This window comes from Streptomyces sp. NBC_00554, from assembly GCF_041431135.1.
Classification (GTDB): domain Bacteria; phylum Actinomycetota; class Actinomycetes; order Streptomycetales; family Streptomycetaceae; genus Streptomyces.
The window spans coordinates 9,532,821-9,555,258 of record NZ_CP107799.1 but is presented as its reverse complement, the minus strand read 5'-3'; the positions used below and the strand labels follow the sequence as shown (position 1 = coordinate 9,555,258).

At 68.2% G+C, this 22,438-nt stretch carries 22 protein-coding genes; 10 read left to right on the top strand and 12 right to left on the bottom strand.

The window, feature by feature from the left end; translation table 11 throughout:
- Positions 1-155: 155 nt before the first annotated feature.
- The 3 genes from OG266_RS42485 to OG266_RS42475 form a co-directional block, all read right to left on the bottom strand.
- Complete coding sequence (locus tag OG266_RS42485) at positions 156-743, bottom strand: adenylate kinase (RefSeq protein ID WP_371552202.1); 588 nt, start codon at positions 741-743, stop codon at positions 156-158.
- Positions 744-851: 108 nt separating this feature from the next.
- Positions 852-2,348 (bottom strand): flavin-containing monooxygenase, encoded by a 1,497-nt coding sequence (locus OG266_RS42480; protein ID WP_371552201.1) that lies wholly within the window; start codon positions 2,346-2,348, stop codon positions 852-854.
- Between the two features lie 174 nt (positions 2,349-2,522).
- The gene (locus tag OG266_RS42475; RefSeq protein ID WP_371552200.1) at positions 2,523-3,764 is read right to left on the bottom strand and encodes a serine hydrolase domain-containing protein; all 1,242 of its coding nucleotides are present in this window, start codon (positions 3,762-3,764) and stop codon (positions 2,523-2,525) included.
- Positions 3,765-4,116: 352 nt separating this feature from the next.
- Here OG266_RS42475 and OG266_RS42470 point away from each other — a divergent pair, with 352 nt between their 5' ends.
- A complete protein-coding gene (locus OG266_RS42470; protein WP_371552199.1) occupies positions 4,117-5,580 on the top strand; it encodes an APC family permease in 1,464 nt (487 codons plus the stop codon).
- Positions 5,581-5,628: 48 nt separating this feature from the next.
- On the opposite strand, the gene OG266_RS42465 is transcribed toward OG266_RS42470, so the two are convergent.
- Entirely contained in the window at positions 5,629-6,300 is a 672-nt protein-coding gene (locus OG266_RS42465; RefSeq protein ID WP_266469961.1) for a TetR/AcrR family transcriptional regulator, read from the bottom strand.
- A 125-nt stretch (positions 6,301-6,425) separates the two neighbouring features.
- Between OG266_RS42465 and OG266_RS42460 the strand changes: the two genes are divergently transcribed.
- The 3 genes from OG266_RS42460 to OG266_RS42450 all read left to right on the top strand — a co-directional run bounded on the left by OG266_RS42460 (position 6,426) and on the right by OG266_RS42450 (position 9,480).
- Positions 6,426-7,166 carry an SDR family NAD(P)-dependent oxidoreductase gene (locus OG266_RS42460; protein WP_371552198.1) on the top strand — a complete coding sequence of 247 codons (741 nt, stop codon included), beginning with the start codon at positions 6,426-6,428 and terminating at the stop codon, positions 7,164-7,166.
- Positions 7,167-7,237: 71 nt separating this feature from the next.
- Complete coding sequence (locus tag OG266_RS42455) at positions 7,238-8,434, top strand: acyl-CoA dehydrogenase family protein (protein WP_371552197.1); 1,197 nt, start codon at positions 7,238-7,240, stop codon at positions 8,432-8,434.
- Positions 8,431-9,480, top strand: coding sequence for a phosphotransferase family protein (locus tag OG266_RS42450; protein WP_371552196.1), 1,050 nt, complete (start codon positions 8,431-8,433; stop codon positions 9,478-9,480). Before OG266_RS42455 ends, OG266_RS42450 begins: the two co-directional genes overlap by 4 nt.
- Positions 9,481-9,690: 210 nt before the next feature.
- On the opposite strand, the gene OG266_RS42445 is transcribed toward OG266_RS42450, so the two are convergent.
- From OG266_RS42445 to OG266_RS42435, 3 genes are all read right to left on the bottom strand, one after another.
- Entirely contained in the window at positions 9,691-10,611 is a 921-nt protein-coding gene (locus OG266_RS42445) for an alpha/beta hydrolase family protein (RefSeq protein ID WP_371552195.1), read from the bottom strand.
- 125 nt (positions 10,612-10,736) lie between these two features.
- A complete protein-coding gene (locus tag OG266_RS42440) occupies positions 10,737-10,973 on the bottom strand; it encodes a helix-turn-helix domain-containing protein (RefSeq protein WP_371552194.1) in 237 nt (78 codons plus the stop codon).
- Between the two features lie 18 nt (positions 10,974-10,991).
- The gene (locus OG266_RS42435) at positions 10,992-11,333 is read right to left on the bottom strand and encodes a hypothetical protein (protein ID WP_371552193.1); all 342 of its coding nucleotides are present in this window, start codon (positions 11,331-11,333) and stop codon (positions 10,992-10,994) included.
- A 789-nt stretch (positions 11,334-12,122) separates the two neighbouring features.
- On the opposite strand from OG266_RS42435, the gene dhaK reads away from it, so the two are divergent.
- The 3 genes from dhaK to OG266_RS42420 are packed head-to-tail and all read left to right on the top strand — an operon-like array spanning position 12,123 to position 14,189.
- Positions 12,123-13,115 carry a dihydroxyacetone kinase subunit DhaK gene (gene dhaK / locus OG266_RS42430; RefSeq protein WP_329549351.1) on the top strand — a complete coding sequence of 331 codons (993 nt, stop codon included), beginning with the start codon at positions 12,123-12,125 and terminating at the stop codon, positions 13,113-13,115.
- Between the two features lie 47 nt (positions 13,116-13,162).
- Complete coding sequence (dhaL, locus tag OG266_RS42425; RefSeq protein ID WP_266469947.1) at positions 13,163-13,762, top strand: dihydroxyacetone kinase subunit DhaL; 600 nt, start codon at positions 13,163-13,165, stop codon at positions 13,760-13,762.
- Entirely contained in the window at positions 13,755-14,189 is a 435-nt protein-coding gene (locus OG266_RS42420) for a PTS-dependent dihydroxyacetone kinase phosphotransferase subunit DhaM (RefSeq protein WP_371552191.1), read from the top strand. Before dhaL ends, OG266_RS42420 begins: the two co-directional genes overlap by 8 nt.
- Positions 14,190-14,213: 24 nt before the next feature.
- On the opposite strand, the gene OG266_RS42415 is transcribed toward OG266_RS42420, so the two are convergent.
- Positions 14,214-14,915: a glycoside hydrolase family 75 protein gene (locus OG266_RS42415; protein ID WP_371552190.1), complete on the bottom strand. Its 702-nt coding sequence runs from the start codon at positions 14,913-14,915 to the stop codon at positions 14,214-14,216.
- Between the two features lie 364 nt (positions 14,916-15,279).
- Between OG266_RS42415 and OG266_RS42410 the strand changes: the two genes are divergently transcribed.
- Both OG266_RS42410 and OG266_RS42405 read left to right on the top strand, forming a co-directional pair.
- Positions 15,280-16,257 (top strand): fibronectin type III domain-containing protein, encoded by a 978-nt coding sequence (locus OG266_RS42410; RefSeq protein ID WP_371552189.1) that lies wholly within the window; start codon positions 15,280-15,282, stop codon positions 16,255-16,257.
- Positions 16,258-16,472: 215 nt separating this feature from the next.
- Positions 16,473-17,012 (top strand): hypothetical protein, encoded by a 540-nt coding sequence (locus OG266_RS42405; RefSeq protein ID WP_371552188.1) that lies wholly within the window; start codon positions 16,473-16,475, stop codon positions 17,010-17,012.
- A gap of 57 nt (positions 17,013-17,069) precedes the next feature.
- Here OG266_RS42405 and OG266_RS42400 read toward each other — a convergent pair whose 3' ends face one another.
- The 4 genes from OG266_RS42400 to OG266_RS42385 all read right to left on the bottom strand — a co-directional run bounded on the left by OG266_RS42400 (position 17,070) and on the right by OG266_RS42385 (position 21,804).
- Positions 17,070-17,615, bottom strand: coding sequence for a PadR family transcriptional regulator (locus OG266_RS42400; RefSeq protein ID WP_266469938.1), 546 nt, complete (start codon positions 17,613-17,615; stop codon positions 17,070-17,072).
- 31 nt (positions 17,616-17,646) lie between these two features.
- Positions 17,647-19,662 carry an FAD-dependent oxidoreductase gene (locus tag OG266_RS42395; RefSeq protein WP_371552187.1) on the bottom strand — a complete coding sequence of 672 codons (2,016 nt, stop codon included), beginning with the start codon at positions 19,660-19,662 and terminating at the stop codon, positions 17,647-17,649.
- A 143-nt stretch (positions 19,663-19,805) separates the two neighbouring features.
- Positions 19,806-20,588 (bottom strand): putative protein N(5)-glutamine methyltransferase, encoded by a 783-nt coding sequence (locus OG266_RS42390; RefSeq protein WP_371552186.1) that lies wholly within the window; start codon positions 20,586-20,588, stop codon positions 19,806-19,808.
- 178 nt (positions 20,589-20,766) lie between these two features.
- On the bottom strand, positions 20,767-21,804 hold the full coding sequence (locus OG266_RS42385; RefSeq protein WP_371552185.1) for a hypothetical protein: 1,038 nt from the start codon (positions 21,802-21,804) through the stop codon (positions 20,767-20,769).
- 89 nt (positions 21,805-21,893) lie between these two features.
- Between OG266_RS42385 and OG266_RS42380 the strand changes: the two genes are divergently transcribed.
- Complete coding sequence (locus OG266_RS42380; protein WP_371552184.1) at positions 21,894-22,385, top strand: MarR family winged helix-turn-helix transcriptional regulator; 492 nt, start codon at positions 21,894-21,896, stop codon at positions 22,383-22,385.
- Positions 22,386-22,438: the final 53 nt, after the last annotated feature.

Below are 22,438 nucleotides of genomic sequence, written 5' to 3'. Positions count from 1 at the left end.
CAGGGATGGCGGGTGCCGACGAAGAGTTCGTCGGCACCCGCCGAGGACTCCTTCGGCTGTACCTGCCAGCCCCGCTTCGCCGTCCCAGACCACTAACGGATCGCTACGGAATCGGGCCCCGATGTCACCCCCTGAAGGACTTCCGGAGCTGACCACTAAGGCCGCGTGGCACTCTCGTCCCGACTCGCTACGAGGCCCCGTTCCTTCAAGGCCGTCAGCACTTGTTCGCCGATCTGCTCGGCGGAGCCGACGGCATGGATCGTCAGCAGCCTGGCGGCGTAGTGGGCAAGGAGCGGGGCGGTCTGGTTGCGGTAGATCTGTTGCCGGTGCCGGATGACCTGCTCGGTATCGTCCGCACGGCCACGGCTCAACAGCCTGCTCACCACGACGTCTTCGGGGGCGGTGAACTCCAGGACCGCGTCGATCCCGCCATCCGCGTCGGGGAGCATCGACCCAAGTTCTTCCGCCTGCCGCACGGTTCGCGGGAAGCCGTCGAGGAGGAAGCCCCGCTGTGCGTCCGGTTCTGCGAGCCGCCGGCGGATCATCTCGCCCGTGACGTGATCGGGGACCAGTTCACCCGTGTCGAGATACCGCTGGGCATCCTGCCCCAGTGGTGTCCGACGGCTGACGTGTTCGCGGAACAGCTCGCCGGTGGAGATGTGAGGGATGTCGAGATCGTTGCGGAGGATGGCCGCCTGGGTGCCCTTGCCTGCGCCAGGAGGGCCGATGAGTACAAGTCGCATCTGCGTACGGGTACCTTCCGATCAAGCCGCATCCATGACATGCCGGTACGGCGTCGCTCATGCCCAGTGGGGCGGGTTCCATCATCAACAGGCCCGGCCTGTAAGTGTCTACGCGGTCCCGCTCGTTGTCGCCTCCCCCGTAAACCGATAGTCACGGGGCTTGAATCGCTTCGTCTGCCACCAGTAGGAGACAGTCGTACCCGGCCACAGCGTGTCGATGCGGCCGTCCGCCGACTGGTACCAGCTGCGGCAACCACCGGATACCCAGACGGTCTTCTTCATCAACCGCTGAGTCTTGCCGTAGGCGCTCGCCTGAACCTCCGGGCGCAGTTCGAGAGCACGTGTCCCCTTCGTGCGCGCGTGCTTGATGGCGCCGACGATGTAGCGGGTCTGGGCCTCGATCATGAACACCATCGAGTTGTGCCCGAGTGCGGTGTTCGGGCCCAGCATCATGAAGAAGTTCGGGAACGCCGAGGTCGAGATGCCGAGCTTCGTGGCGGCGCCGTCCCTCCAGGCGTCCGAGATCTCGACACCGTCCCGCCCGAACACCTTCATCGGGGCGAGGAAGTCGGTGGCGGCGAAGCCGGTGCCGAAGACGATCGTGTCGACCCGGCGCGGTGAGCCGTCCGCCGCGACGACCGCGTCCGTCGTGATCTCGCGCAGGCCGGTCGTGACCAACTCCACATTGCTGCGCTGAAGCGCGGGGAACCAGTCGTCCGAAACGAGGCGGCGCTTGCACCCGGGAGCGTAGTCGGGGGTCAGCACGGCCCTCATCGCCTCATCGGGTACGGACTCCTCGATGAAGTCCAGCGCTCGTTGCCGGTAGCGCTCGACGACCTTGGGGTGCCCGAGGAACCCTCGGGCCAGTGTCTCGAACTCCCAGTACGTCGCCCAGCGTCGCAGCCGCTGTACGAGGGGCAGCCGACCGTAGACACGGCGCTGCTGCGGGGGAATCTCCGCATCGCCGCGAGGCGTCACCCAGTGCGGTGACCGCTGGAACACATAGAGTTTTTCGGCCTGTTCGGCCAGGTGGGGAACGAACTGAACCGCACTCGCACCTGTTCCGATCACCGCGACATGACGTCCGGTGAAGTCGTGGTCGTGATCCCACTGGGCAGAGTGGAACGCTTTTCCGTCGAAGGTCTCCAGGCCGGAGATCTCGGGCACCACCGGCTTGCTCAGCACTCCGGTCGCGTTCACGACGAACCTGCCCTGGATCGACTCGCCCGCCGCGGTGACCACGGTCCAGGTACCGGTCGTGTCGTCGAAGCGCATCTCCTCCACCTCGACCCCGAACCTGAGATGCGGACCGAGTTCGTAGACGTCGACAACTTGCCGCAGATAGGCGTGGAGTTCCGCCCAGGACGGGAAGTGCCGCGTCCAGTCCGGGTTCTGGCGGAAGGAGTAGGAGTACAGCACGCTCGGTACGTCGCAGGCGGCGCCCGGGTAGGTGTTGTCCCGCCAGGTACCGCCGACATCCGCGCCCTTCTCCAGAATGACGAAATCGTCGATCCCGGCAGCCTTGAGCTTGATGGCGGCGCAGAGCCCGGAGAAACCCGAGCCCACGATGACGACCGTGGAATGGTCGCCTTGGAGATGAGTCATGACCGTCCTCTGTCGACTGAGGGCCAGGGATGGTGTCCTCCGAGCCGCGACTTCCAGTGGGGTCGACGGCGAGGACTTCTGATCAAATGACCTGATCATACGATCAGAATGCGTGCCGCGCTTCCGCGTGTCAATGCCCGGAGAACACCGGGAGCCGCGGCGGCCGACCCCGGCCTAGCCGCCGAGCGCGTCGCGTAGCGCCGCGAGCAGTCCCGCGACGCGCGGATCCGGGCCTCCGGTCATCTCCGTCTTCAGAAGGTTCTGCACATACCCGAAGCCGACCCGGGCATCACGGTCGGCGAACCCGAGTGCCCCACCGACACCCTCATGCCCGAAGGAACTCCCGGACAGCATCGGCAGCCCTGCGGTGGGCAGCATGAACCCGCTGCCGAACCTCGCGTCCAGTCCGGTCACCCGGTCTCGCCCAGCGCTTCGCTCGGCGGTCGCGGCCGTGACCATGTCCTCGCCCAGCAGTCTCAGTCCGTCCACCTCGCCGACACAGGAGGCGTAGAGCCGAGCCACAGAGCGGGCGTTGGTGATGCCGTTCGCAGCGGGAAGCGATGCCCGGCGAACACTCGGGGTGTTCCACTCGTCGGCATCGGGCGTCCTCAGCACACCGTTGACGGTCATCGCCCGAGTCAGCAGCGATGACGGGTCCCCCGACGCTCTCCAGTCGCCGCCGATCGCTCGCCTCAGCTCCGGATCGGGAATCCTCTCCGCGAGCGAGGGGTCGGGCGAGGCAGCGGGGCGACCGGACAGCGGATCGTCGACCAGAGCGGCAACTCGGTGCTCCACACCGTCGGGCAGACCGATGAAGAAGTCGAGGCCCAGCGGACCGGCGATTTCACTGGAGAACAGGCGTTGGATCGTCCGGCCGGTGGCACGTCGAACCACCTCGTCGAGAAGCCAGCCGTACGTAAGGGCGTGGTAGCCGAACTCGGTGCCCGGCGCCCAGAGAGGTTCCTGTTCGGCGAGTGCTCGCGCTGCGACGCCGTACGCGAGGATCTCCGCACGAGTGAACCGGCCGTCGAGAACGGGCAATCCAGCCTGATGAGCGAGGATCATCCGGACCGAGACACCGCCCTTCCCATGACTCGCGAAGGCCGGCCAGTAGCGTGCGACGGGAGCGTCGAGGTCGAGCTCCCCTCGGTCGGCCAGCAGACAGCAGAGGACCGCCGTGGCACCTTTCGTCACTGAGTACGCCAGCCCGACCGTGTCCGCGCGCCACCGCTGCCCGGTGACGACATCGGCGAGCCCGCCCCACAGGTCCGCCTTCAACTCACCGTCGACATAGACCGCGCAGGACGCCCCCACCTCGCCGCACTGCGCGAAGTTCCGATCGAACGCCTCTCGCAGCGGCTCGAAGCCCGGTGCGACGAACCCCTCCGAGTGCATGGTCTGCGACTGAATCGACATGACGCTCCTCGCTGCGACTGGGGCGCCCACCGGTCCGAGTCTCGGTCCGAAGCCGGCACAGCCGACACCTGCCGCATCGGCGGACACGGGATGCACAGACCCCTTGCGGGGCGGCGAACGCCATCGTAATCTAATGACCTGATCAGATGACCAACTAGTGGTCCACTGTGGAACGGCCTCACCAGGCTGTCAACCCACCCCCGGAAGCAGACCCGCACTCTCCATTCCGGTCCCCAGAATTCGTGAGTTTTCTCGAAAACCTTGACAGGCCGCTTCAGTAGCCCATTACTAGGCCGACAAGATTCGCCAATGCCTCAGTCGGGGGGCGGGGCCATCATCAGAGAGTGTGCATATGAGTTCTGTGTCAGCGGCGAATGAGCCGAAAACTCCCACCGCAGCATCACCTCAGGAATCACAGCTCCGCGGAAATCTCGGCACCGCCCATCTGCTCTTCACGGTGCTCGCCTTCAACGCCCCACTCGCGATCGTCGTCGGGTTTCTCCCGGTGGTCATCGGCTACGGAAATGGGATCGGCGCGCCCATGGCGTTCGTCGCCGCCGGGGCGATCATCGCCCTTTTCGCCGCCGGATTCACCACCATGGCCCGGCACCTGCCGAACCCGGGGGGCTTCTACGCCTACATCACGGCAGGTCTCGGCCGGGTCATGGGTCTGGGATCTTCGTTCGTCGCGTTGCTCTGCTACTACTTCATGGTCATCGGTAGCTACGCGTACGGCGGCCTCGTACTGGAATCACTCGTGCGCGACACCTATCACGGACCCGATATCAAGTGGTGGGTGTGGGGTCTCCTATTGCTGGCGATCGTCGGAACGCTGGGCTACCTCAAACTCGATCTCTCAGCGAAGATTCTTTCCGTGCTTCTGGTCTGCGAGATCGTCATCGTCCTCGTGTATGACGCCTGTGTCGTGTTCCAGGGAGGCGCTTCGGGGCTCGGCACTTCGTCATTCACTCCGCACTCCATATTCTCCGGCTCGATCGGCATCGCCCTTCTTTACGGCATCACATGCTTCGGCGGATTCGAGGCGACCACCATCTTCCGCGACGAAGTACGGAATCCCGACCGCACGATTCCCCGAGCGACGTATCTCGTCATCGGCCTCGTCACCGTCTTGTATGCGGGCGGCGCGTGGGTGATGATCCAGGCCCTGGGCGCGGACAAGGTCGTCGCCGCCGCGGCCACCGACCCCACCGGGTCGTTCATCTCGAGCCTTGAGACATACAGCGGCCGCGTCGCCGTGGACATCGTGACCGTGCTGCTGAACACGAGCATCTTCGCCGCACTGTTGTCGGGCCACAACATCACGTCGCGCTACATGTACAACCTCAGCGCGGACCGCATCCTGCACCGCTCCCTCAGCCGGGTGCACGGCCGTCACGGCTCACCGCACCGCGCGTCCCTCACCATGAGCGTCTTGTCGCTGCTCGGGTTGGCCCCCTTCGTCGCCCTCGGGTCGGACCCCTCGAAGCTGTACGCCGTACTGGTCGGGATCTTCGGCTACGCGCTCATCGTCCTGCTCCTGGTCACCGGGATCGCCGTTCCCATCTACCTCAGGCGAAACCGGGTGGCCTGGGCGAATCCATGGAACTCGGTCATCGCTCCAGTCCTCGCGCTCGCCGGCCTCACCGTCTCCATGGTCCTGGCGACGCAGAACTTCAACCTGCTGATCAGCGGCTCGCAGTCGCTCGCGAACACGATGTTCGCGGTCGTGTACGGAACCTTCGCGGCGGGCGTCGTCCTGGCGCTCGTCTACCGGAAGACCAAGCCCGAGGTGTACGCCCGCATCGGCCGACAATAAGCGTGGACAAGGACGGTACGTGTGCTGACAACAGCGGCACACGTACCGTCATGCGTCGGCGAACGTCGCATCGCCCGGCCACCGGCCGGTGAGCATGCGGATCGCGTAGTCGGCGTAGGTATACGCGATCTGCTCGGCGCCATGCGGTCCGTCCGGACGGAACCATGCCGAGACGCCCATGCCCATGTCGAGAATCGCGTACGAGGCGAGCCGGGGTTCCACGACGGTGAAGTCGCCTTCGGCACACCCCCGTTCGATGACGGTGCGCAGTCCCCGCTCATAGGTCTGTCGCAGCCGCAGCACCTGGTCGCGGTAGGGCTGCTCCAGGTTCTCGATCTCACGGTTGCCTACGAACGCCTGCTCGCGATGTGCCGCGTGATAGCGGACATGCGCCTCGACGATCCGCCGCAGTTGTACGGACACGTCGCCGCCGGCGTCGAGCGCCGCCTGCTGGTCGGCGATCAGCGCCCGCATCGTCTCGACCATGATCTCCCCGAGCAGCACCTGCTTCGAGCTCACGTGCCGGTACAGACTCGGACCGCGGATGCCGATCGCCGCGCCGATGTCGGACATCGTCGTCGCACGGTAGCCACGTTCGGCGAACAGTCTCAGCGCCGCCGCGGAGATCGTCCGCGCGTCGACGGTCTGCTGCCTCTGCGGCATGTCGGCATCCCGTCCCGCCCGGCGCGACCCGTCTTCGTCATGAAGCGCCTCAGTCATGAGGTGAGGGTAACTGCTACTGATCGTTAGCCGTGGCGATGTGGCTTATTACTCATGACCCTTGACAACTCTCTGATCAAACGATCAGGATCGCAGCTAATGACCATTAGCTTATGAGGAGCGGCATGACAGTCCGGCGTACCGCGCTCGTCACCGGCGCATCCCGCGGAATCGGCAGAGCCATCGCGGAGCGGCTCGCGCAAGAAGGATTCGATCTCACCCTGTCCGCTCGTGCTGACGGGCCGCTCAAGGACGCCGCCAACCAACTGCGCGCCCATGGGGGTCGGGTGGAGACCGCGTCCGCGGACATGGCGGACCCGGAGCAGGTCGAGGCCCTCGCCGACACGCATCTCCAACTGCACGGCGGCATCGACGTCTTGGTGCTGGCCGCCGGTATGGGAACAGGCGGCGGGCTGGCCGCCTACCCCCTCCACAAGCTCGACACCATGATGGCGGTGAACCTCAGGAGCAACTTCCAGCTCACCCAGCGACTCCTGCCCGCGCTCCGTACGGCCGGATCCGCGCCGTCCGGACCGGGGGCGAAAATCATCGCCATCGCTTCGATCACGGGAGTCGTGAGCGAGCCAGGCCTGGCGGCGTACGGCGCCACCAAGGCGGCCCTGATCTCCCTCTGCGAATCGATCACGACTGCCGAGGGTTCCCGGGGTGTGAACGCAACGGCGCTGTCACCCGGTTACGTCGACACCGACATGGCGGCCTGGGTGCACGAACGCGTCGACCCCGCCACGATGATCCAGGTCTCGGACATCGCGGAACTCACCGTGGCGCTGTGCCGCCTGTCGCGGTACGCCGCAGTACCCAACATCGTGGTCACCAGGCCTGGAGAAACACTGTGGCGCGCATGACCACCGCAGGGGGAACCGGGGCCGGATTCGGCCCGGGCAACGACATGACGAGCCGGACGGAGTCACCGTAGATGGCCTTCGATTTCTCTCTTGCACCAAGAGTCGTGGAGTGGCGCGACAGGATCGCCGAGTTCGTGACGGACGTGGTCGTCCCTCGCGAGCAGGAGGCGTTCGCGCACGGCCTGAGCGACGAACTGCGCCGAGAACTGCAACAGGCGGCGAAGGCCGCCGGGATCTGGGCGCCGCAGGCACCGGCGAACCTTGGCGGTGGCGGCTTCCGCTTCGACGAGGCGGCCGTCCTGTTGGAGGAGGCCGGCACCAGTCTGCTCGGCCCTCTGGCCCTCAACTGCGCGGCCCCGGACGAGGGCAACATCCACCTGCTCAATGTGGTGGCCACGCCCGCTCAGCGGGAGAAGTACCTCGTGCCGCTGGTCAACGGCGACATCCGCTCCTGCTTCGCGATGACCGAGCCGCCGCCCGGTGCGGGCTCCGACCCGTCAGCCGTACGCACCCTGGCGACCAAGGTCGCCGGTGGCTGGAGCATCTCGGGTGAGAAGCATCTGATCACGGGGGCCGAGGGCGCCGCGTTCACGATCGTGATGGCGCGTGACGGCGAGAACAGCGGGGCCACCATGCTGCTGGTCGACACTGACACCCCCGGTTTCGCGGTGAAGGAGCATGCCCGCACCATCGACTCGACCATGGTCGGCGGTCACTGCCGGGTGCTGTTCGAGGACGTTTTCGTGCCGGACGACGCCGTGCTCGGTGAGGCCGGGCTGGGATTCCGGTATGTGCAGGTCAGGCTGGCGCCCGCTCGCCTCACCCACTGCATGCGGTGGCTCGGTGCCGCCCGTCGCGCGCACGAGATCGCGCTCTCCCGTGCGGTCGACCGGGAGTTGTTCGGACAGCGGCTCGCCGACCTCGGGATGGCGCAACAGATGATCGCCGACAACGAGATCGACCTGGTCGCGGCCCGAGCGCTGCTGTGGCAGGCCTGCTGGGAGGTGGCCGAGGGCGGCAAGGGCACCGAGTCGTCGTCGCGCGCGAAGGTGTTCATCAGCGAGGCCGTCGGAAGGGTCGTCGACCGCTCGGTGCAGCTCGCCGGAGGGCTGGGCACCAGCGAGGACCTGGTCATCGGCCGTATCTACGCCGATATCCGCGCCTTCCGTATCTACGACGGAGCCTCAGAGGCGCACCGTATGTCGATCGCCAAGCGGGCCGCACGCCGTGCCGGTACCGCCGAACACGGAAGCGGGGTCCGGTCATGAGCACCGATCTACCCGGCCTGCCCGCCGCGAACATCGAGAAGTGGCTTCAGGAAACGCTGCCGGATCTGCTGGACGGCGGTCCTTGGCAGGCCGAGCTGATCTCCGGCGGGCTGTCGAACATCACCTACCGGCTGCGCCTCCCCCACGGAACCGTCATCCTCCGACGGCCGCCGCTCGGCCAAGTGCTCCCCAGTGCGCACGACATGAAGCGTGAGTACCGCGTCCAGACCGCGCTCGCGGGGACCGCTGTGCCCGTGCCCCGGACGCTTGCGCTCTGCACGGACCCCGATGTCCTCGGCTGTCCCTTCTACGTCATGGCCGAGGTGCCCGGGGCGGTCATACGCACGGCGGAGGACACCGCCGGGCTCAGCCCCGAGGCGCGCTCGGCGCTGGCCGACGGTCTGGTGCACACCCTCGCGGACCTGCACAGCATCGACCCTTCGAGCGTCGGCCTGGCGGACTTCGGACGGCCACACGGCTACTGCGCGCGCCAGGTCTCCCGGTGGGGCGAGCAGTGGCGCCGCTCGCACACGCGCGAACTCCCGGACATGGACGTACTCCTGAACCGACTCTCCGACCACGTGCCGGAGAGCTCCGACGCCTCGATCGTGCACGGCGACTACCGCCTCGACAACACCATCGTCGACCTGAGCGGCCCGCCCCGCATCGCGGGCGTCCTCGACTGGGAACTTTCCACGCTGGGCGACCCGTTGGCCGATCTGGCCATGACGCTGACCTACTGGCACGACCACGACGACGCGGACCGCGAGCTGATTCCCGTCGCGGTGGGTGTCACTACGCAGCAGGGCTTCCCCGCCAGTTACGAAGTGGCCGAGAAGTACGAATGGTTGACCGGCCGGGACCTGAGCCTCCTGCCGTTCTACATGGCCTTCAGCGCGATGAAACTCGCCGTGATCCTCGAAGGCGTCCACGCCCGGTATCTCGGCGGCCAGACAGTGAGCGAGGGCTACGAAGGCGCCGGCGCGGCGGTCCCGGTCCTGGTCGCGAAGGCCCTTCGCGAGCTGCGCGTGATCGGGCGGGCGTAGGCGGCGGCACGGCCACGGGGCGGGAGCGTTCCTGTCCGCAGCCTTCATCAGGACCTCGGCCCGCAACATCGACTGGAGATCTCCGACAACACCACCTGGCCCTGGCGGCACCAGCTCACGGCCGCATTCGCCCGCCCTGCCCCGACCTGCCACCTGAGCAGCGAACCCGCCCCTGCCCGCCCACGACCGGAGGACCCAACGGGGTGGCGCTCAGTTCATGTACTTGTCGAACCATTCGATGAGCGGGTCCGGGTTGTTGGGGAAGAAGAGGTAGCCGTCCCAGCGGCGGGTGGTGCCGTGGATCCAGTGCAGTTTCTTCTCCTCGGTGGGGATGTTGTCGAAGATCGTCTGGACGTCGCCGGGCTTGGTGAGAGCGTCGTCGTGAACCTGGGCGACGAAGGTGGGCACGTGGCAGTTCTTGGCGTACTCGACGGGGGACATGTCGTCGATCCGGAAGCTGGTGATCAGCTGGATTTCGCGGTCTATGGCGTCGAAGTGGTCCTCGATGCCGAGGATTTCGGTGATCCGCTCGTAGAACGGGCGCAGTGAGACCGGCTGCGGGTTGACCATGCAGCGCACGTCCCGGAAGTACTCCGGGTGGTTGGTCATGGCGATGTAGGTGGCGTTGCCGCCGCAGCAGCGGCTGAACAGGCCGACCGTCATGTTCCTGGTGTCCTCGCGGGACTTGACGTAGCGCAGGGAGCCGACGACGTCGCGGGACTCGAAAATGCCGTTGGAGCCGAGTCCGCCGTTGCCGATGCCGCTGTGGCCGAAGTTGCGCATGTCGTAGGTCAGGACGTTGTACCCGGCGTCGTGGAGGTGCTTGTAGTCCGGCATGAAGTTGACTTCGAAGTCGTTGCCGCCGGCGCCGCCGATCTGCTTCCACGGCTCCAGTTGGGAGGCAAGGCCGTACCGGTTGAACCAGATCGGGTGGTTGCAGACGACGATCTTGTCCGACCCCTTGCAGGGGATGAACCATGCATCAAGCGGTACCCCGTCCAAGGACGGGAAGGTCACGTTCTCGTACTCCAGGCCGTACTCGTCCGGCCAGTGCAGGGTCGGCGAGCGGATCGGGCGCCCGAAGGTATTCGCGAGGTTCTTGACGAGTTCATCCACGTTCTCTGCAGCCATCAGTCTTCACCCTCTCCGTCACTGCTGCCAGGCTCGGCAGCAGTCACCACACTGAGCCTCCCCTCACACGAATCTTGAACAATCCTGCCGTTCTGGAACGATCCGCTCCTCAGGTGCCCCGAAGGTCACCCGGCCTCGCGCGCCGCGCGCAGAATGCTCGGCGTCACGTTCAGATGCCGCCGCATCGTTCTGGTCAGATGGCTCTGGTCGGCGAAACCCGCCGCCAGGGCGACCGCCGCGATCGGGGCGTCGCCATACAGCAGGGCCCGCCGCGCACACTCCAGGCGCTGCCGCATCAGGTACTGATAGGGGGCCTGGCCGGTGGCCGCGCGAAACATCCGGGTCAGATGCGAGGTGCTCACACCCGCTGCGGCGGCCAGCTACTCCAGAGTCACCTTCGACCCGAGGTCGGCCTGCATGTAGTCGATCACCGCCGCCAGCCGCCGCGGCGACAGCTCGCCCGCCCGCGCCTTGGGCCCGGCCTGTCCGGCACCGTACACCGCACAGGTGCGAACCAGGTGCGCGCCGACCGCCTGCATCAGAGACTGGGTGTAGAGCGAGTCGGCCGGACCCGGCTGCTCGTACTCCAGAACCAACCGCTCCACGAGCAACGCCAGCAGCGGATCGTCGAAGTGGAATCGCGCTGCCAGCTCCGCCTCTCCCCGTACGTCGCTCTCCGCCGCCAGCTGTTTCATCCAGGCGGGGTCGATGGCCAGCATCATCAGTTCGACGTCTTCTTCCCAGCGACACAGAAGCGCTCGCGTCGCAGCCGTACACCGTCCGAGCAGCGCAGCCCGGCCGCGAGCCCCGACTGCAGGGCGATCACGTGCTGGACAGAGCCTTGTCCGGCGGGGCCGTGTCCAGCGCCGCCGTCTCCCGCTGTACGGTCCGCTCGACCACGGCCTCGTCCAGCGACAGCGCACTACTGGAGAGGAGTCGCAAGTGTGGCTTGATACGCGAAACCGCCATATGACCATCTTCCACTTACAGGTCGCTTCCGCCCTATCGGATCATCGCCTCGGATCCAGTCGGCGAGGGCCCTTCATGAAGCCTGCGAAGCCGTTGCTGTGGGATAGCCGAACTCGGCCATCGCCAGACCGACCCGGATCAGGCACGGGAGTCGGACATGATCAGCCGATCTCGTCGAGGACCGGGCTGCGAAGCCTGGCCCACACTTGGGCCACCTGACCAGAGCGAGAACGATCATGCCAAGTGATATGACACCAACAGAGCAGTCCCAGGCAGCCTGGTACGCCCATGAGCGTCCAAGCCCGTGACCTTCACTGCCGCAAGGTCGATACTTTCCACAGATGGGCTCCCGCCGGCCCTCGTCCGACCAGCCCCAGAAACCTGACGACTCGTCACCAAAGTCAGCATTGGGTCAGCATCAGCCCCGCCAGAACCCGCTTCCGACCACCATGGACCGCCAAGATCGACGACTGACGTAACCCACCCTGACCAGCAAAGGCGCAGGTCAGGGACTCACCTGCTAGTGTCACCAGGAGGTACCCATGAAGATGCTCATCAACGTGGCGGAGACGGTGGTCGCGGACGCTCTGCGGGGTATGGCGGCAGCGCATCCGGAGCTGACGGTGGATGTCGAGAACCGGGTGATCGTACGGCGGGACGCTCCCGTGGCCGGAAGGGTGGGCCTGGTGTCCGGCGGCGGCTCGGGGCACGAGCCGCTGCACGGCGGTTTCGTGGGTCCCGGGATGCTGTCGGCGGCCTGTCCCGGCGAGGTATTCACATCGCCGGTGCCGGACCAGATGCTGCGGGCCGCGGCCGCCGTGAACAGCGGCGCGGGTGTGCTGTTCATCGTGAAGAACTACACGGGTGACGTGCTCAACTTCGACATGGCGGCCGAGCTCGCCGAGGACGAGGGCATCCGGATCGCCAAGGTCCTCGTCAATGATGACGTCGCCGTCACCGACAGCCTCTACACGGCCGGGCGGCGCGGCACGGGCGCCACGCTGTACGTGGAGAAGATCGCGGGCGCCGCCGCCGAGGAGGGCGCGCCGCTGGAGCGGGTCGAGGCGCTGGCCCGCCAGGTCAACGAGAGCTCCCGCAGTTTCGGGGTCGCCCTCAGCGCCTGCACCACTCCGGCCAAGGGCAGCCCCACATTCGACCTGCCGCCCGGGGAACTGGAACTGGGTGTCGGCATCCACGGCGAGCCGGGCCGGGAGCGGCGCGCGATGATGACCTCGCGGGAGATCGCCGACTTCTCGGTGCAGGCGATCCTGGAGGACCTCGACCCGCGCAATCCCGTGCTGGTCCTGGTCAACGGCATGGGTGCGACGCCGCTCCTGGAGCTGTACGGCTTCAACGCGGAGGTGCAGCGGGTGCTGACCGAGCGCGGTGTCGTCGTGGCGCACACCCTCGTGGGCAACTACGTCACCTCGCTCGACATGGCCGGCGCCTCGGTGACCCTGTGCCAGGTCGACGAGGAGCTGCTGCGGCTGTGGAACGCGCCGGTGAAGACACCGGGCCTGCGCTGGGGCGTCTGAAACCAGCTCCGCATCCGGTCAACGTTCGTACCACGCAAGGAGATTCCGTGCTCGACGCCGATTTCTTCCGCCGTTGGATGACGGTCACCGCCGCCTCCGTGGACCGCGAGGCGGAACGGCTCACCGACCTGGACTCGCCGATCGGTGACGCCGACCACGGCAGCAATCTGAAGCGCGGGTTCACCGCCGTGGTGGCCACGCTGGAGAAGGAGGCCCCGGACACGCCGGGCGCCGTCCTCATGCTCGCCGGACGGCAGCTGATCTCGACGGTCGGCGGCGCGTCCGGACCGTTGTACGGCACCCTGCTGCGCCGTACCGGCAAGGCGCTCGGGGATGCAGCGGAGGTCACCGAGGAGCAGTTCGCCGACGCGTTGCGCGCGGGCGTGGACGCGGTGATGGCGCTGGGCGGAGCCGCGCCCGGCGACAAGACCATGATCGACGCACTGGTGCCCGCCGTCGACGCGCTCTCCGGCTCCTTCGCCGCAGCGAGGGCCGCCGCCGAGGAGGGCGCCGCCGCGACGATCCCGCTGCAGGCCCGCAAGGGCAGGGCGAGCTATCTGGGCGAGCGCAGCATCGGGCACCAGGATCCCGGTGCCACGTCCTCCGCCCTGCTGATCGCCGCGTTGGAGGAGGCGGCCGGTGAGTGAGGCAGCAGGCTCCGCCGGCGCCCGCAAGCAGCTCGTCGGCATCGTGCTCGTGTCGCACAGTGCCGCCGTCGCCGCCTCCGTCGCCGAGCTGGCGACGGGGCTCGCGGGCGGCGGCACGACGGCTCCCGTCGTCCCGGCGGGCGGCACGATGGACGGCGGCCTCGGCACGAGCGCCGAGCTGATCTCCGCCGCGGCCGCCTCCGCGGACCGCGGCGTCGGGGTCGCCGTCCTCACCGATCTCGGCAGCGCGGTCCTCACCGTGAAGGCGCTGCTCGCCGAGGGTGACGAGCTCCCGGAGAACACCCGACTGGTGGATGCGCCCTTCGTCGAGGGCGCGGTGGCCGCGGTCGTCACCGCCTCGGCGGGTGCGGACCTCGCCGCGGTGGAGGCGGCCGCGGCGGAGGCGTACTCGTACCGGAAGGAATGATCTCGGCCCGCCGGGAGAGGCGGCTCAGTTCTCCTTGACGAACTTGCGCGCCAGGCTCTCCCCCAGCGTCACCGCTGCCCGGTGACTCTCGATGGGCGAGACCCGGGAGTCCTTGAACACCAGGTAGGTGACCCCCGAGCCCGTCCCGCCGCGGATCGGATCGGGGCGGATACCGAGGCCTCTGGCGGTGGCGTACGAGGCCTCGCCGATGATGTGGCGCGGGCCGATGTCGCCGACGACCGCGTACTGGACGCGGTCCCGGTAGATCACGGCGGCCACCGAACCGGCGCGGACGTCGTGGTCGCGGTGGTTCCAGATGCTGCTGACGCCGGGGACGACGATGTACGGGAGGGTCTCGGCGTCCAGCTGCTGTCCGTCGGACTGCTGGTAGGCGGTGGCGTCGGAGAAGAGCGGGTCGGTACGGCTGTTGCACCGCGGGCCGGGGCGGCCGTCGCAGTCGATGTCCATGTCTGCCTTCCAGAACACGGCGCCCCGTGTTCCACACACCGGGATGTCGGCGCGGGCACCGTCGTCACTGCGGTAGCGCCCGTTCGAGATCTGGACGCAGCCGCGTACTTTCGCGAGCAGGTCGGCGGCCTGAACGTTCCCCTCATGCACCGCCACGGGGGCGCTCGGGCGGGCGGCGGTGGGAAGCGCCGCGGAACCGGGGGCAGGAGCGAGCAGGGCGGCGCCGGCCACGGCCAGCGTCAGCGACTGGACACGCACGATGAGAGACCCTCTCCTGGGGGACATGGACGGTCACTCGCCCAAATTTGGTGCGTATCTGACGGTCCGTCCACTGGGAGGGGTCCGGACGGTGCACGGACGCCGCGACAGGCGGTGTGCGGCCGAGGGCCCGAGCCGCAGTCGGCTCCGGCCACTCGACCGCCTTCGCCGGCGCGGGAACAGCGACGACAGCGGTCCGCGCCGTGGGCATGAACTCCCCTGAGACAGGGGCGAGTTCACGCCGCGTCAAGAATCAGCATACGTACCCCGCGACGGTCCGACGAACGGCCACCGCCCTCTTGATGTGATCGCACCGGCGGTGTCCAATAGGTACAGACCAATCCCGTCGAGGGAAGGCAGGACCGTGCGACGCGTTCCCCACGCGCTGATCTGCGGCTCGCTGCTCGTCCTGACGTCCTGTGGATGGGGCGCGCAGAGCGACGACCAGGGCGGAAAGCTGCCCTCGGCACCGATGGGCGTCACCGCCGCGGCGGGCAGCGCGACCAGCGTGCACGTCATGTGGAACCGGGCTTCCGGGGATCCGGAGGTCACCGAGTACGTGGTGTACCGCGGCATGACAAAGGTCAAGGCAGTACCCGGTACCGACCACATGGTGGACATCACCAGGCTCAAGCCGTCCACGACGTACGTCTTCAATGTCCGCGCCCTGAACGCCGACGGAAACCCCGGACCGCCCAGCAAACAGGTCCGCGCCACCACACCGGCAGCGGTCGCGGCCGACGAAAGGGCCCCGACCAGCCCCGGCCGCCCGAGCGGAAAGACGGTCGGGAGCGGGTCGGTCCAGCTGTCCTGGGAGAAGTCGACGGACGACCGGGGCGTGGCCTCGTACGACATCTATCAGGGCGCCTCGAAGATCCACAGCGTGGGTGGCGGGCAGACCGCGACCGTGGTGACCGGGCTGCGGGCCGGCACCGGCTACTCCTTCACCGTGAAGGCGCGCGACGCGGCGGACAACGTCTCGGCCGCGAGCGACACCGTCCGGCTCACCACCGCACCCGGTTCCGACAGCGGAAAGGGCACCGCGCCGACCGACTTCCGCGCCACCACGCACCTCGCCGACGGGGCGTACTACCTCGATCTGTCCTGGATTCCGCCGGACGTGGACGGTGTGATCACGGAGTATCAGATCCATCTGGACGGGGAAGCGGCGACCTCGCTCGTCTGGGGTGGCACCGCGCCGAGCAAGGAGGCGACGTACAGCTTCTATGTGGGACGGGACGCCGATGTCACGCACCGGGTTCGGATGCGGGCGAAGCTGCCGGACGGCACATGGGGCGGGTACTCGCCGGAGCGCACGGTGACGACGGGCGCCGAGGGATAGTTCGGCGCCGGCGGGACGCACCTGAGCGGTGGCCGGGTGGGGCGACAGGCCGTCAGGCGTCGGCCGGACGATGGAATCCGTCACCTGCCCGGTCCCCGTCCGCATGCGGGCCGGGCCAAAGGCACGTTGGCTCTCACCTGAAGGCAGCACGGGCCTTGCCAATCCTCGGCGGCGCATGGGATGTACCGCCAACCGTGCCGCTGGAGGGCAGTCCTATGCGTACTACTCAGCTACTTCTCCGCTCCGGCCTGACCGTGGCCGCCGCCGCTGCGCTTCCGCTCACCCTGGCCGCTCCGTCGGCCGTCGCACTGGGTTCGGGGATCTCCGTGAGCACCAGCGGTTCCACGGTTTCGGTCACAACCAGTGCCTGTCCGAGCAATGGGAGCAGCTTCGGCAATGCCTCGTTGCTCTCCAGTGGACAGGGAAGTTTCGCCCAGGGGCGCCAGGTGGCCCTGACCGGCACGAGCACCAGTCAGGCTGCTTCCTGGTCGAGCGTGAGTGCCGGCACCTATACCGTCATCGTGGTCTGCCAGGACGGAACGACGGCGGGCACCCAGTCCATCGTCGTCTCGGCCACCGCCACCGCGACGCCCAGAGCCACCGCGACACCGTCGCTCGGGGTCATGGGCGGTTTCGGTGGAGCGGCCAGGGACTACGGCACCGCCACCCTGGTGGGCGGCGCGGCACTGGTGGCAACGGGCACCGTGGCGGGAGCCTGGTACCTGCGCCGCCGGGCCAAGCCGCACCGGCTCTGATCCGGGGTTCGTCACCACGGCGGCCGTCCACCCGACTCCGGTCGGAGGGACGGTCGCCTACTCGTGCGCGGGCAACTGCTCGAACTCCTCCAGCGCGTGGGTCAGCCAACGCGTCCAGAAGGTCTCCAGGTCGATACCGGCGCGCAGTACGAGGTGCCGCAGTCGGTCCTGCGCGGTGTCCTTCCCGGGCGGGAAGTCACGCGTCTGGATTCCCTCGTACTCCTCCAACTGCCGCTGATGCAGGTCGAGATGGCGGCGCAGGTCCGCCTCGATGCCCGCGGTGCCGACGACGGCGGAGGCGCGCAGCCTCAGCAGCATGGTGTCGCGCAGGGGCTTCGGGTCCTGAGAGGCGGCGGTCCAGCGGGCGAGTTCGTCGCGGCCCGCGGGCAGGACCTCGTAGCTCTTCTTCTGCCCGCGGGCCGGCTGCTCGGACTGCAGGGCGCGGATGTGCCCGTCAGCCTCCAGTTTTCCCAGCTCGCGATAGATCTGCTGATGCGTCGCCGACCAGAAGTAGCCGATCGACTTGTCGAACCGGCGGGTCAGTTCGAGGCCCGACGACGGCTTCTCCAGAAGGGCGGTGAGGATCGCGTGCGGGAGTGACATGGGGTCATCCTAGGGAGGGGTCGCAGGGCCCTTACAGTGCCGCCGCCAGCTCCGTGCCCTGCTTGATGGCACGCTTGGCGTCCAGTTCGGCGGCCACGTCGGCGCCGCCGATGAGGTGCACGCTGCCGCCCGCGGCGAGCAGCTCCTCGTACAGGTCACGGCGCGGGTCCTGCCCGGTGCACAGGACGATCGTGTCGACGTCCAGGACCTGGCTCCGCCCCTCGACGGTGACGTGCAGTCCGGCGTCGTCGATCCGGTCGTACTGGACGCCCGCGACCATGGTGACGCCGCGGTGCTTGAGTTCGGCGCGGTGGATCCACCCCGTCGTCTTGCCGAGTCCGGCGCCGACCTTGGAGGCCTTGCGCTGGAGGAGGTGGACGGTGCGGGGCGGGGCGGGCCGCTCGGGGGCGGCGAGGCCGCCGGGCCCCCGGTAGTCCATGTCGACGCCCCAGTTCCGGAAGTACGTCGCCGGGTCCTCGCTCGCCTTGTCACCGCTGTCGGTTAGGTACTCGGCGACGTCGAAGCCGATGCCTCCGGCGCCGAGGATCGCGACGCGGTCGCCGACGGGGGCGCCGTCGCGCAGCACGTCCAAGTAGCCGACGACGCTGGGGTGGTCGACGCCGGGGATCTCGGGGGTGCGCGGGCTGACGCCGGTCGCGACCACGACGTCGTCGTATCCGAGGACGTCCTCGGCGTCGATGCGGGTGTTCAACCGCACGTCCACGCCGTGCAGTTCGAGCTGTGTACGGAAATAGCGGATCGTCTCGTCGAACTCCTGCTTGCCGGGGACCTTGCGGGCCACGTTGAGCTGGCCGCCGATCTCGTGCGCGGCGTCGTAGAGGGTGACGTCGTGGCCGCGCTCGGCGGCGGAGACCGCGCAGGCGAGTCCGGCGGGACCCGCGCCGACCACGGCAACTCGCTTGCGCAGCTTGGTCGGTGAGAGGACGAGCTCCGTCTCGTGGCAGGCGCGCGGGTTGACCAGGCAGGAGGTGATCTTGCCGCTGAAAGTGTGGTCGAGGCAGGCCTGGTTGCAGCCGATGCAGGTGTTGATGGCCTCGGGCCTGCCCGCCTCCGCCTTGGCAACGAAGTCGGGGTCGGCGAGCATCGGGCGGGCCAGGGACACCATGTCGGCGTGGCCGTCGGCGAGCAACTGCTCGGCGAGTTCGGGGGTGTTGATGCGGTTGGTGGTGACCAGGGGGATCGAAACGGCACCCATGACCTTTTTGGTCACCCAGGTGTACGCACCGCGCGGTACCGAGGTCGCGATGGTGGGAATGCGGGCCTCGTGCCAGCCGATGCCGGTGTTGATGATCGTGGCCCCGGCGGCCTCGACGGCCTGGGCGAGGGTGATCACCTCCTCCAGGGAGGAGCCGCCCGGCACCAGGTCCAGCATCGACAGGCGGTAGATGATGATGAAGTCCGCGCCGACCGCTTCACGCACCCGCCGGAGGATCTCCAGGGGGAAGCGCGTGCGGTTCTCGTACGAGCCACCCCAGCGGTCCTCGCGTTTGTTGGTCTGGGTGGCGATGAACTCGTTGATCAGGTAGCCCTCGGAGCCCATGATCTCGACGCCGTCGTAGCCGGCCCGCTTCGCCAGGCGGGCGGCGCGCGCGTAGTCGTCGATGGTCCGCTCGATCTCGGCGTCGGTGAGCTCGTGCGGCGGGAAGGGGCTGATCGGGGCCTGGAGGGCGCTGGGCGCGACGAGGTCCTGGTGGTAGGCGTACCGCCCGAAGTGCAGGATCTGCATGGCGATCTTCCCGCCCTCGCGGTGCACCGCGGCGGTGATCTCCGTGTGCTGCTCCGCCTCCGCCTCGGTGGTCAGCTTGGCGCCGCCCTCGTACGGCCGCCCGGCCTCGTTGGGCGCGATGCCGCCGGTGACGATGAGGCCGACACCGCCGCGGGCCCGGGTGGCGTAGAACTCGGCCATCCGCTCGAAGCCGCGCTCGGCCTCCTCCAGGCCCACATGCATGGAGCCCATGAGCACGCGGTTGGGCAGGGTGGTGAAGCCCAGGTCGAGCGGGTTCAGCAGGTGCGGGTAACGGCTCATCGGGCGGCCCTCCGTGCGCGGTGTCGTGTGTCTGTTGTAAACGACGGGCCGAGCTTTATGCAACTAGTTGCACAATGAGGTCGCTCACTCGGCCGAGTCGAGGGAGAACGCGACATGCCGAGCGAGCGGAGTCGGCCGAGCGGCTAGACCTTGGTGCCGATCACGACGTTGGCGTACAGCTCGTCGGAAACGGCCAGTCGGCTTGCCAGGCCGCTTCGGGTGAAGGTCTCGACGGCCCGGGGTGCCTGGCGCTCGCTCGTCTCGACGAGGAGGCAGCCGCCCGGGGCCAGCCATTCGGGGGCCTCCGCGACGACCCGGCGCAGGATGTCGAGCCCGTCGGAACCTCCGTCGAGGGCGACGAGGGGTTCGTGGTCGCGGGCCTCCGCCGGCAGGAGTCCGACCTCGTCGGTGGGGACGTACGGCACGTTCGCGGCCAGTACGTCGACGCGGCCGCGCAGGGTGTCGGGCAGGGCGGCAAAGAGGTCGCCCTCGTACACGTGACCGGCGAAGGGCTCGACGTTGCGGCGGGCGCAGCGCACCGCGGCCGGGTCGATGTCGGCGGCGTGCAGTTCGGGCCCGCCGAGGGAGGCGGCCAGCGCGGCGCCCACCGCGCCGGAGCCGCAGCAGAGGTCCACGACGAGGGACACGTCCCTCGCCAGGGCGACCGCCTGGTCGACGAGGAACTCGGTGCGGCGGCGGGGCACGAAGACGCCCGGCTCCACGGCGACGCGCAGTCCGTGGAACCCGGCCCAGCCGAGCACGTGTTCAAGGGGAAGTCCCGCGACGCGCCGGTCAACCATGGTGGCGACATCGTCCGGGGTGCGAGCTGTGGCGAGGATCAACTCCGCCTCGTCCTCGGCGAAGACACAGCCGGCGGAGCGGAGCGCGGTGACAACGGAATCAAAGAGAGGGGACAGAAGAGGCATGGAAGCCGAGGGCCTTTCGGTGAGCCGAAGGGCGCTCTCGCGGCCGCCTACTGGCGGTGAGCCGCGTTGCCTTGAGGTGAGAGCACCCGACCTGACCAAGCGTTGATGGGTCCCACCTCCTGGGCAACTCTTTGGCTGGGGCGTTCCACAGCCGACGCGGCAACACTAACAGGAACGGTCAGACGGCGACCGTCTCCTCCAGTTCTTCCTCGGCCTCCTCGACGGGCTCCGGCTGTACGTGACCACGGGCGCGCCCCAGCTCCACGGCACCGGCGACGGCCGTGACCAGGAGGCCGGCCAGCAGCCAGGCGACCAGCGTCCAGAGGTTGCCGGACAGCCCGTCGCCGTCGAAGTAGAGGAGGCCCCGGACGCCCTCGACGAACCCGGCGCCGTTCCAGAAGGCGTGCAGGGTGCCGAAGAAGCCGTTCTGGAGCTCGGGCCTGAACAGACCACCGGAACTGGTGAAGTTGAGCATCACGAAGAGCACCATCATGGCGAGCGTGGTCCACCGCTTGAGGAACGTGTGGAGTCCGACGCCGATGAAGAGGATGCCCGCGGAGTAGAGCCAGCTCATCCCCCACACGCTCGCCAGGCCGTGGTCCGCGAGGTGGAACACCGGCCCGGCGAGCAGCGTGCCGATGACGCTCACGGCACCGGAGATGCCGACCGCCAGCAGCGCCCGAGCCCGCATGGGGAGCTCGCCGCCTGCGGCGCCGAGTGCGGCGACGGACGCGTACGAGCCGATGCTCAGCGCGATCAGCAGGAAGAACAGGCCCTGGCCCGTGGGGTCGTCGGCGGCCGGCGGGACGACATCGGTGACCTTCAGCGGCAGGCCCTCCTGGGCGGCGACCGGGGTGAAGACCTTCTCGACCGCCGTGGCTCCCATGTCGGACGCGGCAGTGGCGACGACCAGCTCCGGCGTCTTCGAGCTCGGGATGTACGCACCCGTGATGTCACGGGACTTGAGCAGGTCGACCGCTTCGGCGCGGCTCGCGACGGTACGGACGTCGAGCTTCTCCCCCGCCTCGTCCTTGACCGACTGCGCGAACACCTTGACCTCGGGTCCGCTGCCCACGACGGCCACGGGCAGGTGGTTCGGCTCGGGCGTGACGAAGGCGCCCATATAGGCGAGCCCCATACCGATGCACATCAGCAGCGGGGTGATCAGGTGCGTGAGCACATGACGCAGCGCCGGTGACCGCAGCCCGGTGACCATGCGAACTCCTACTTGGTCGACATATTGGTTGGCAAATACAACTCTCACTTCAAGTTGTACTATACAACTAGTAGCGCGAGGAGGTTCCCATGAAGGCAGCCGAAGAGCTTGATGAGACCGTTGTCACTGCCGCCGCCGACGCGGCCGTCGAGACCATCCAGCGCGAGATGACGTCCTTCGCCCGGCGGGCCAGGGCCACGGCGGGCCGTATGCACCCCGAGCTGTCCCTGGTCTCGTACACCCTGCTCGGGCATCTGGAGGAGCGCGGCGGCTGCCGTGCCACCGACCTCGCCGCGCACTACGCCCTGGACAAGTCCACGGTGAGCCGGCAGGTGGCCGCGCTGGAGCGGTCCGGGCTCATCGAGCGACGGCTCGACCCGGAGGACCATCGGGTGCAGGTGCTGCATCTGACGGAGACGGGCACGGAGATCCTCGCCCAGGTGACCGAGAGCCGCCGGGTGGCGTTCCGTGAGCGGCTCGCGGGCTGGCCCGAGGAGGATCTCGCGCGCTTCGCCTCGTATCTGCGGCGCTACAACGCGGCGGGCGGGGACGAGCCGGCCGGCGACCCGTCCGCGGATTGACCGGTCAGTGGCCCGTTCGCGGACTGGCCTGTCGGCGACCCGTCCATGCGCTC

Excerpts from the sequence above, each read along its gene's own strand:
- OG266_RS42405 (WP_371552188.1), top strand. The coding sequence starts at position 16,473 with ATGCGTACTACTCAGCTACTTCTCCGCTCCGGCCTGACCGTGGCCGCC.
- OG266_RS42480 (WP_371552201.1), bottom strand. The coding sequence starts at position 2,348 with ATGACTCATCTCCAAGGCGACCATTCCACGGTCGTCATCGTGGGCTCG.
- OG266_RS42485 (WP_371552202.1), bottom strand. The coding sequence starts at position 743 with ATGCGACTTGTACTCATCGGCCCTCCTGGCGCAGGCAAGGGCACCCAG.
- OG266_RS42475 (WP_371552200.1), bottom strand. The coding sequence starts at position 3,764 with ATGTCGATTCAGTCGCAGACCATGCACTCGGAGGGGTTCGTCGCACCG.
- OG266_RS42395 (WP_371552187.1), bottom strand. The coding sequence starts at position 19,662 with ATGAGCCGTTACCCGCACCTGCTGAACCCGCTCGACCTGGGCTTCACC.
- OG266_RS42385 (WP_371552185.1), bottom strand. The coding sequence starts at position 21,804 with ATGGTCACCGGGCTGCGGTCACCGGCGCTGCGTCATGTGCTCACGCAC.
- dhaK (WP_329549351.1), top strand. The coding sequence starts at position 12,123 with ATGAAGATGCTCATCAACGTGGCGGAGACGGTGGTCGCGGACGCTCTG.
- OG266_RS42455 (WP_371552197.1), top strand. The coding sequence starts at position 7,238 with ATGGCCTTCGATTTCTCTCTTGCACCAAGAGTCGTGGAGTGGCGCGAC.
- OG266_RS42450 (WP_371552196.1), top strand. The coding sequence starts at position 8,431 with ATGAGCACCGATCTACCCGGCCTGCCCGCCGCGAACATCGAGAAGTGG.
- OG266_RS42400 (WP_266469938.1), bottom strand. The coding sequence starts at position 17,615 with ATGTCACTCCCGCACGCGATCCTCACCGCCCTTCTGGAGAAGCCGTCG.
- OG266_RS42460 (WP_371552198.1), top strand. The coding sequence starts at position 6,426 with ATGACAGTCCGGCGTACCGCGCTCGTCACCGGCGCATCCCGCGGAATC.
- OG266_RS42470 (WP_371552199.1), top strand. The coding sequence starts at position 4,117 with ATGAGTTCTGTGTCAGCGGCGAATGAGCCGAAAACTCCCACCGCAGCA.
- OG266_RS42435 (WP_371552193.1), bottom strand. The coding sequence starts at position 11,333 with ATGATGCTGGCCATCGACCCCGCCTGGATGAAACAGCTGGCGGCGGAG.
- OG266_RS42445 (WP_371552195.1), bottom strand. The coding sequence starts at position 10,611 with ATGGCTGCAGAGAACGTGGATGAACTCGTCAAGAACCTCGCGAATACC.
- OG266_RS42465 (WP_266469961.1), bottom strand. The coding sequence starts at position 6,300 with ATGACTGAGGCGCTTCATGACGAAGACGGGTCGCGCCGGGCGGGACGG.
- OG266_RS42390 (WP_371552186.1), bottom strand. The coding sequence starts at position 20,588 with ATGCCTCTTCTGTCCCCTCTCTTTGATTCCGTTGTCACCGCGCTCCGC.
- OG266_RS42380 (WP_371552184.1), top strand. The coding sequence starts at position 21,894 with ATGAAGGCAGCCGAAGAGCTTGATGAGACCGTTGTCACTGCCGCCGCC.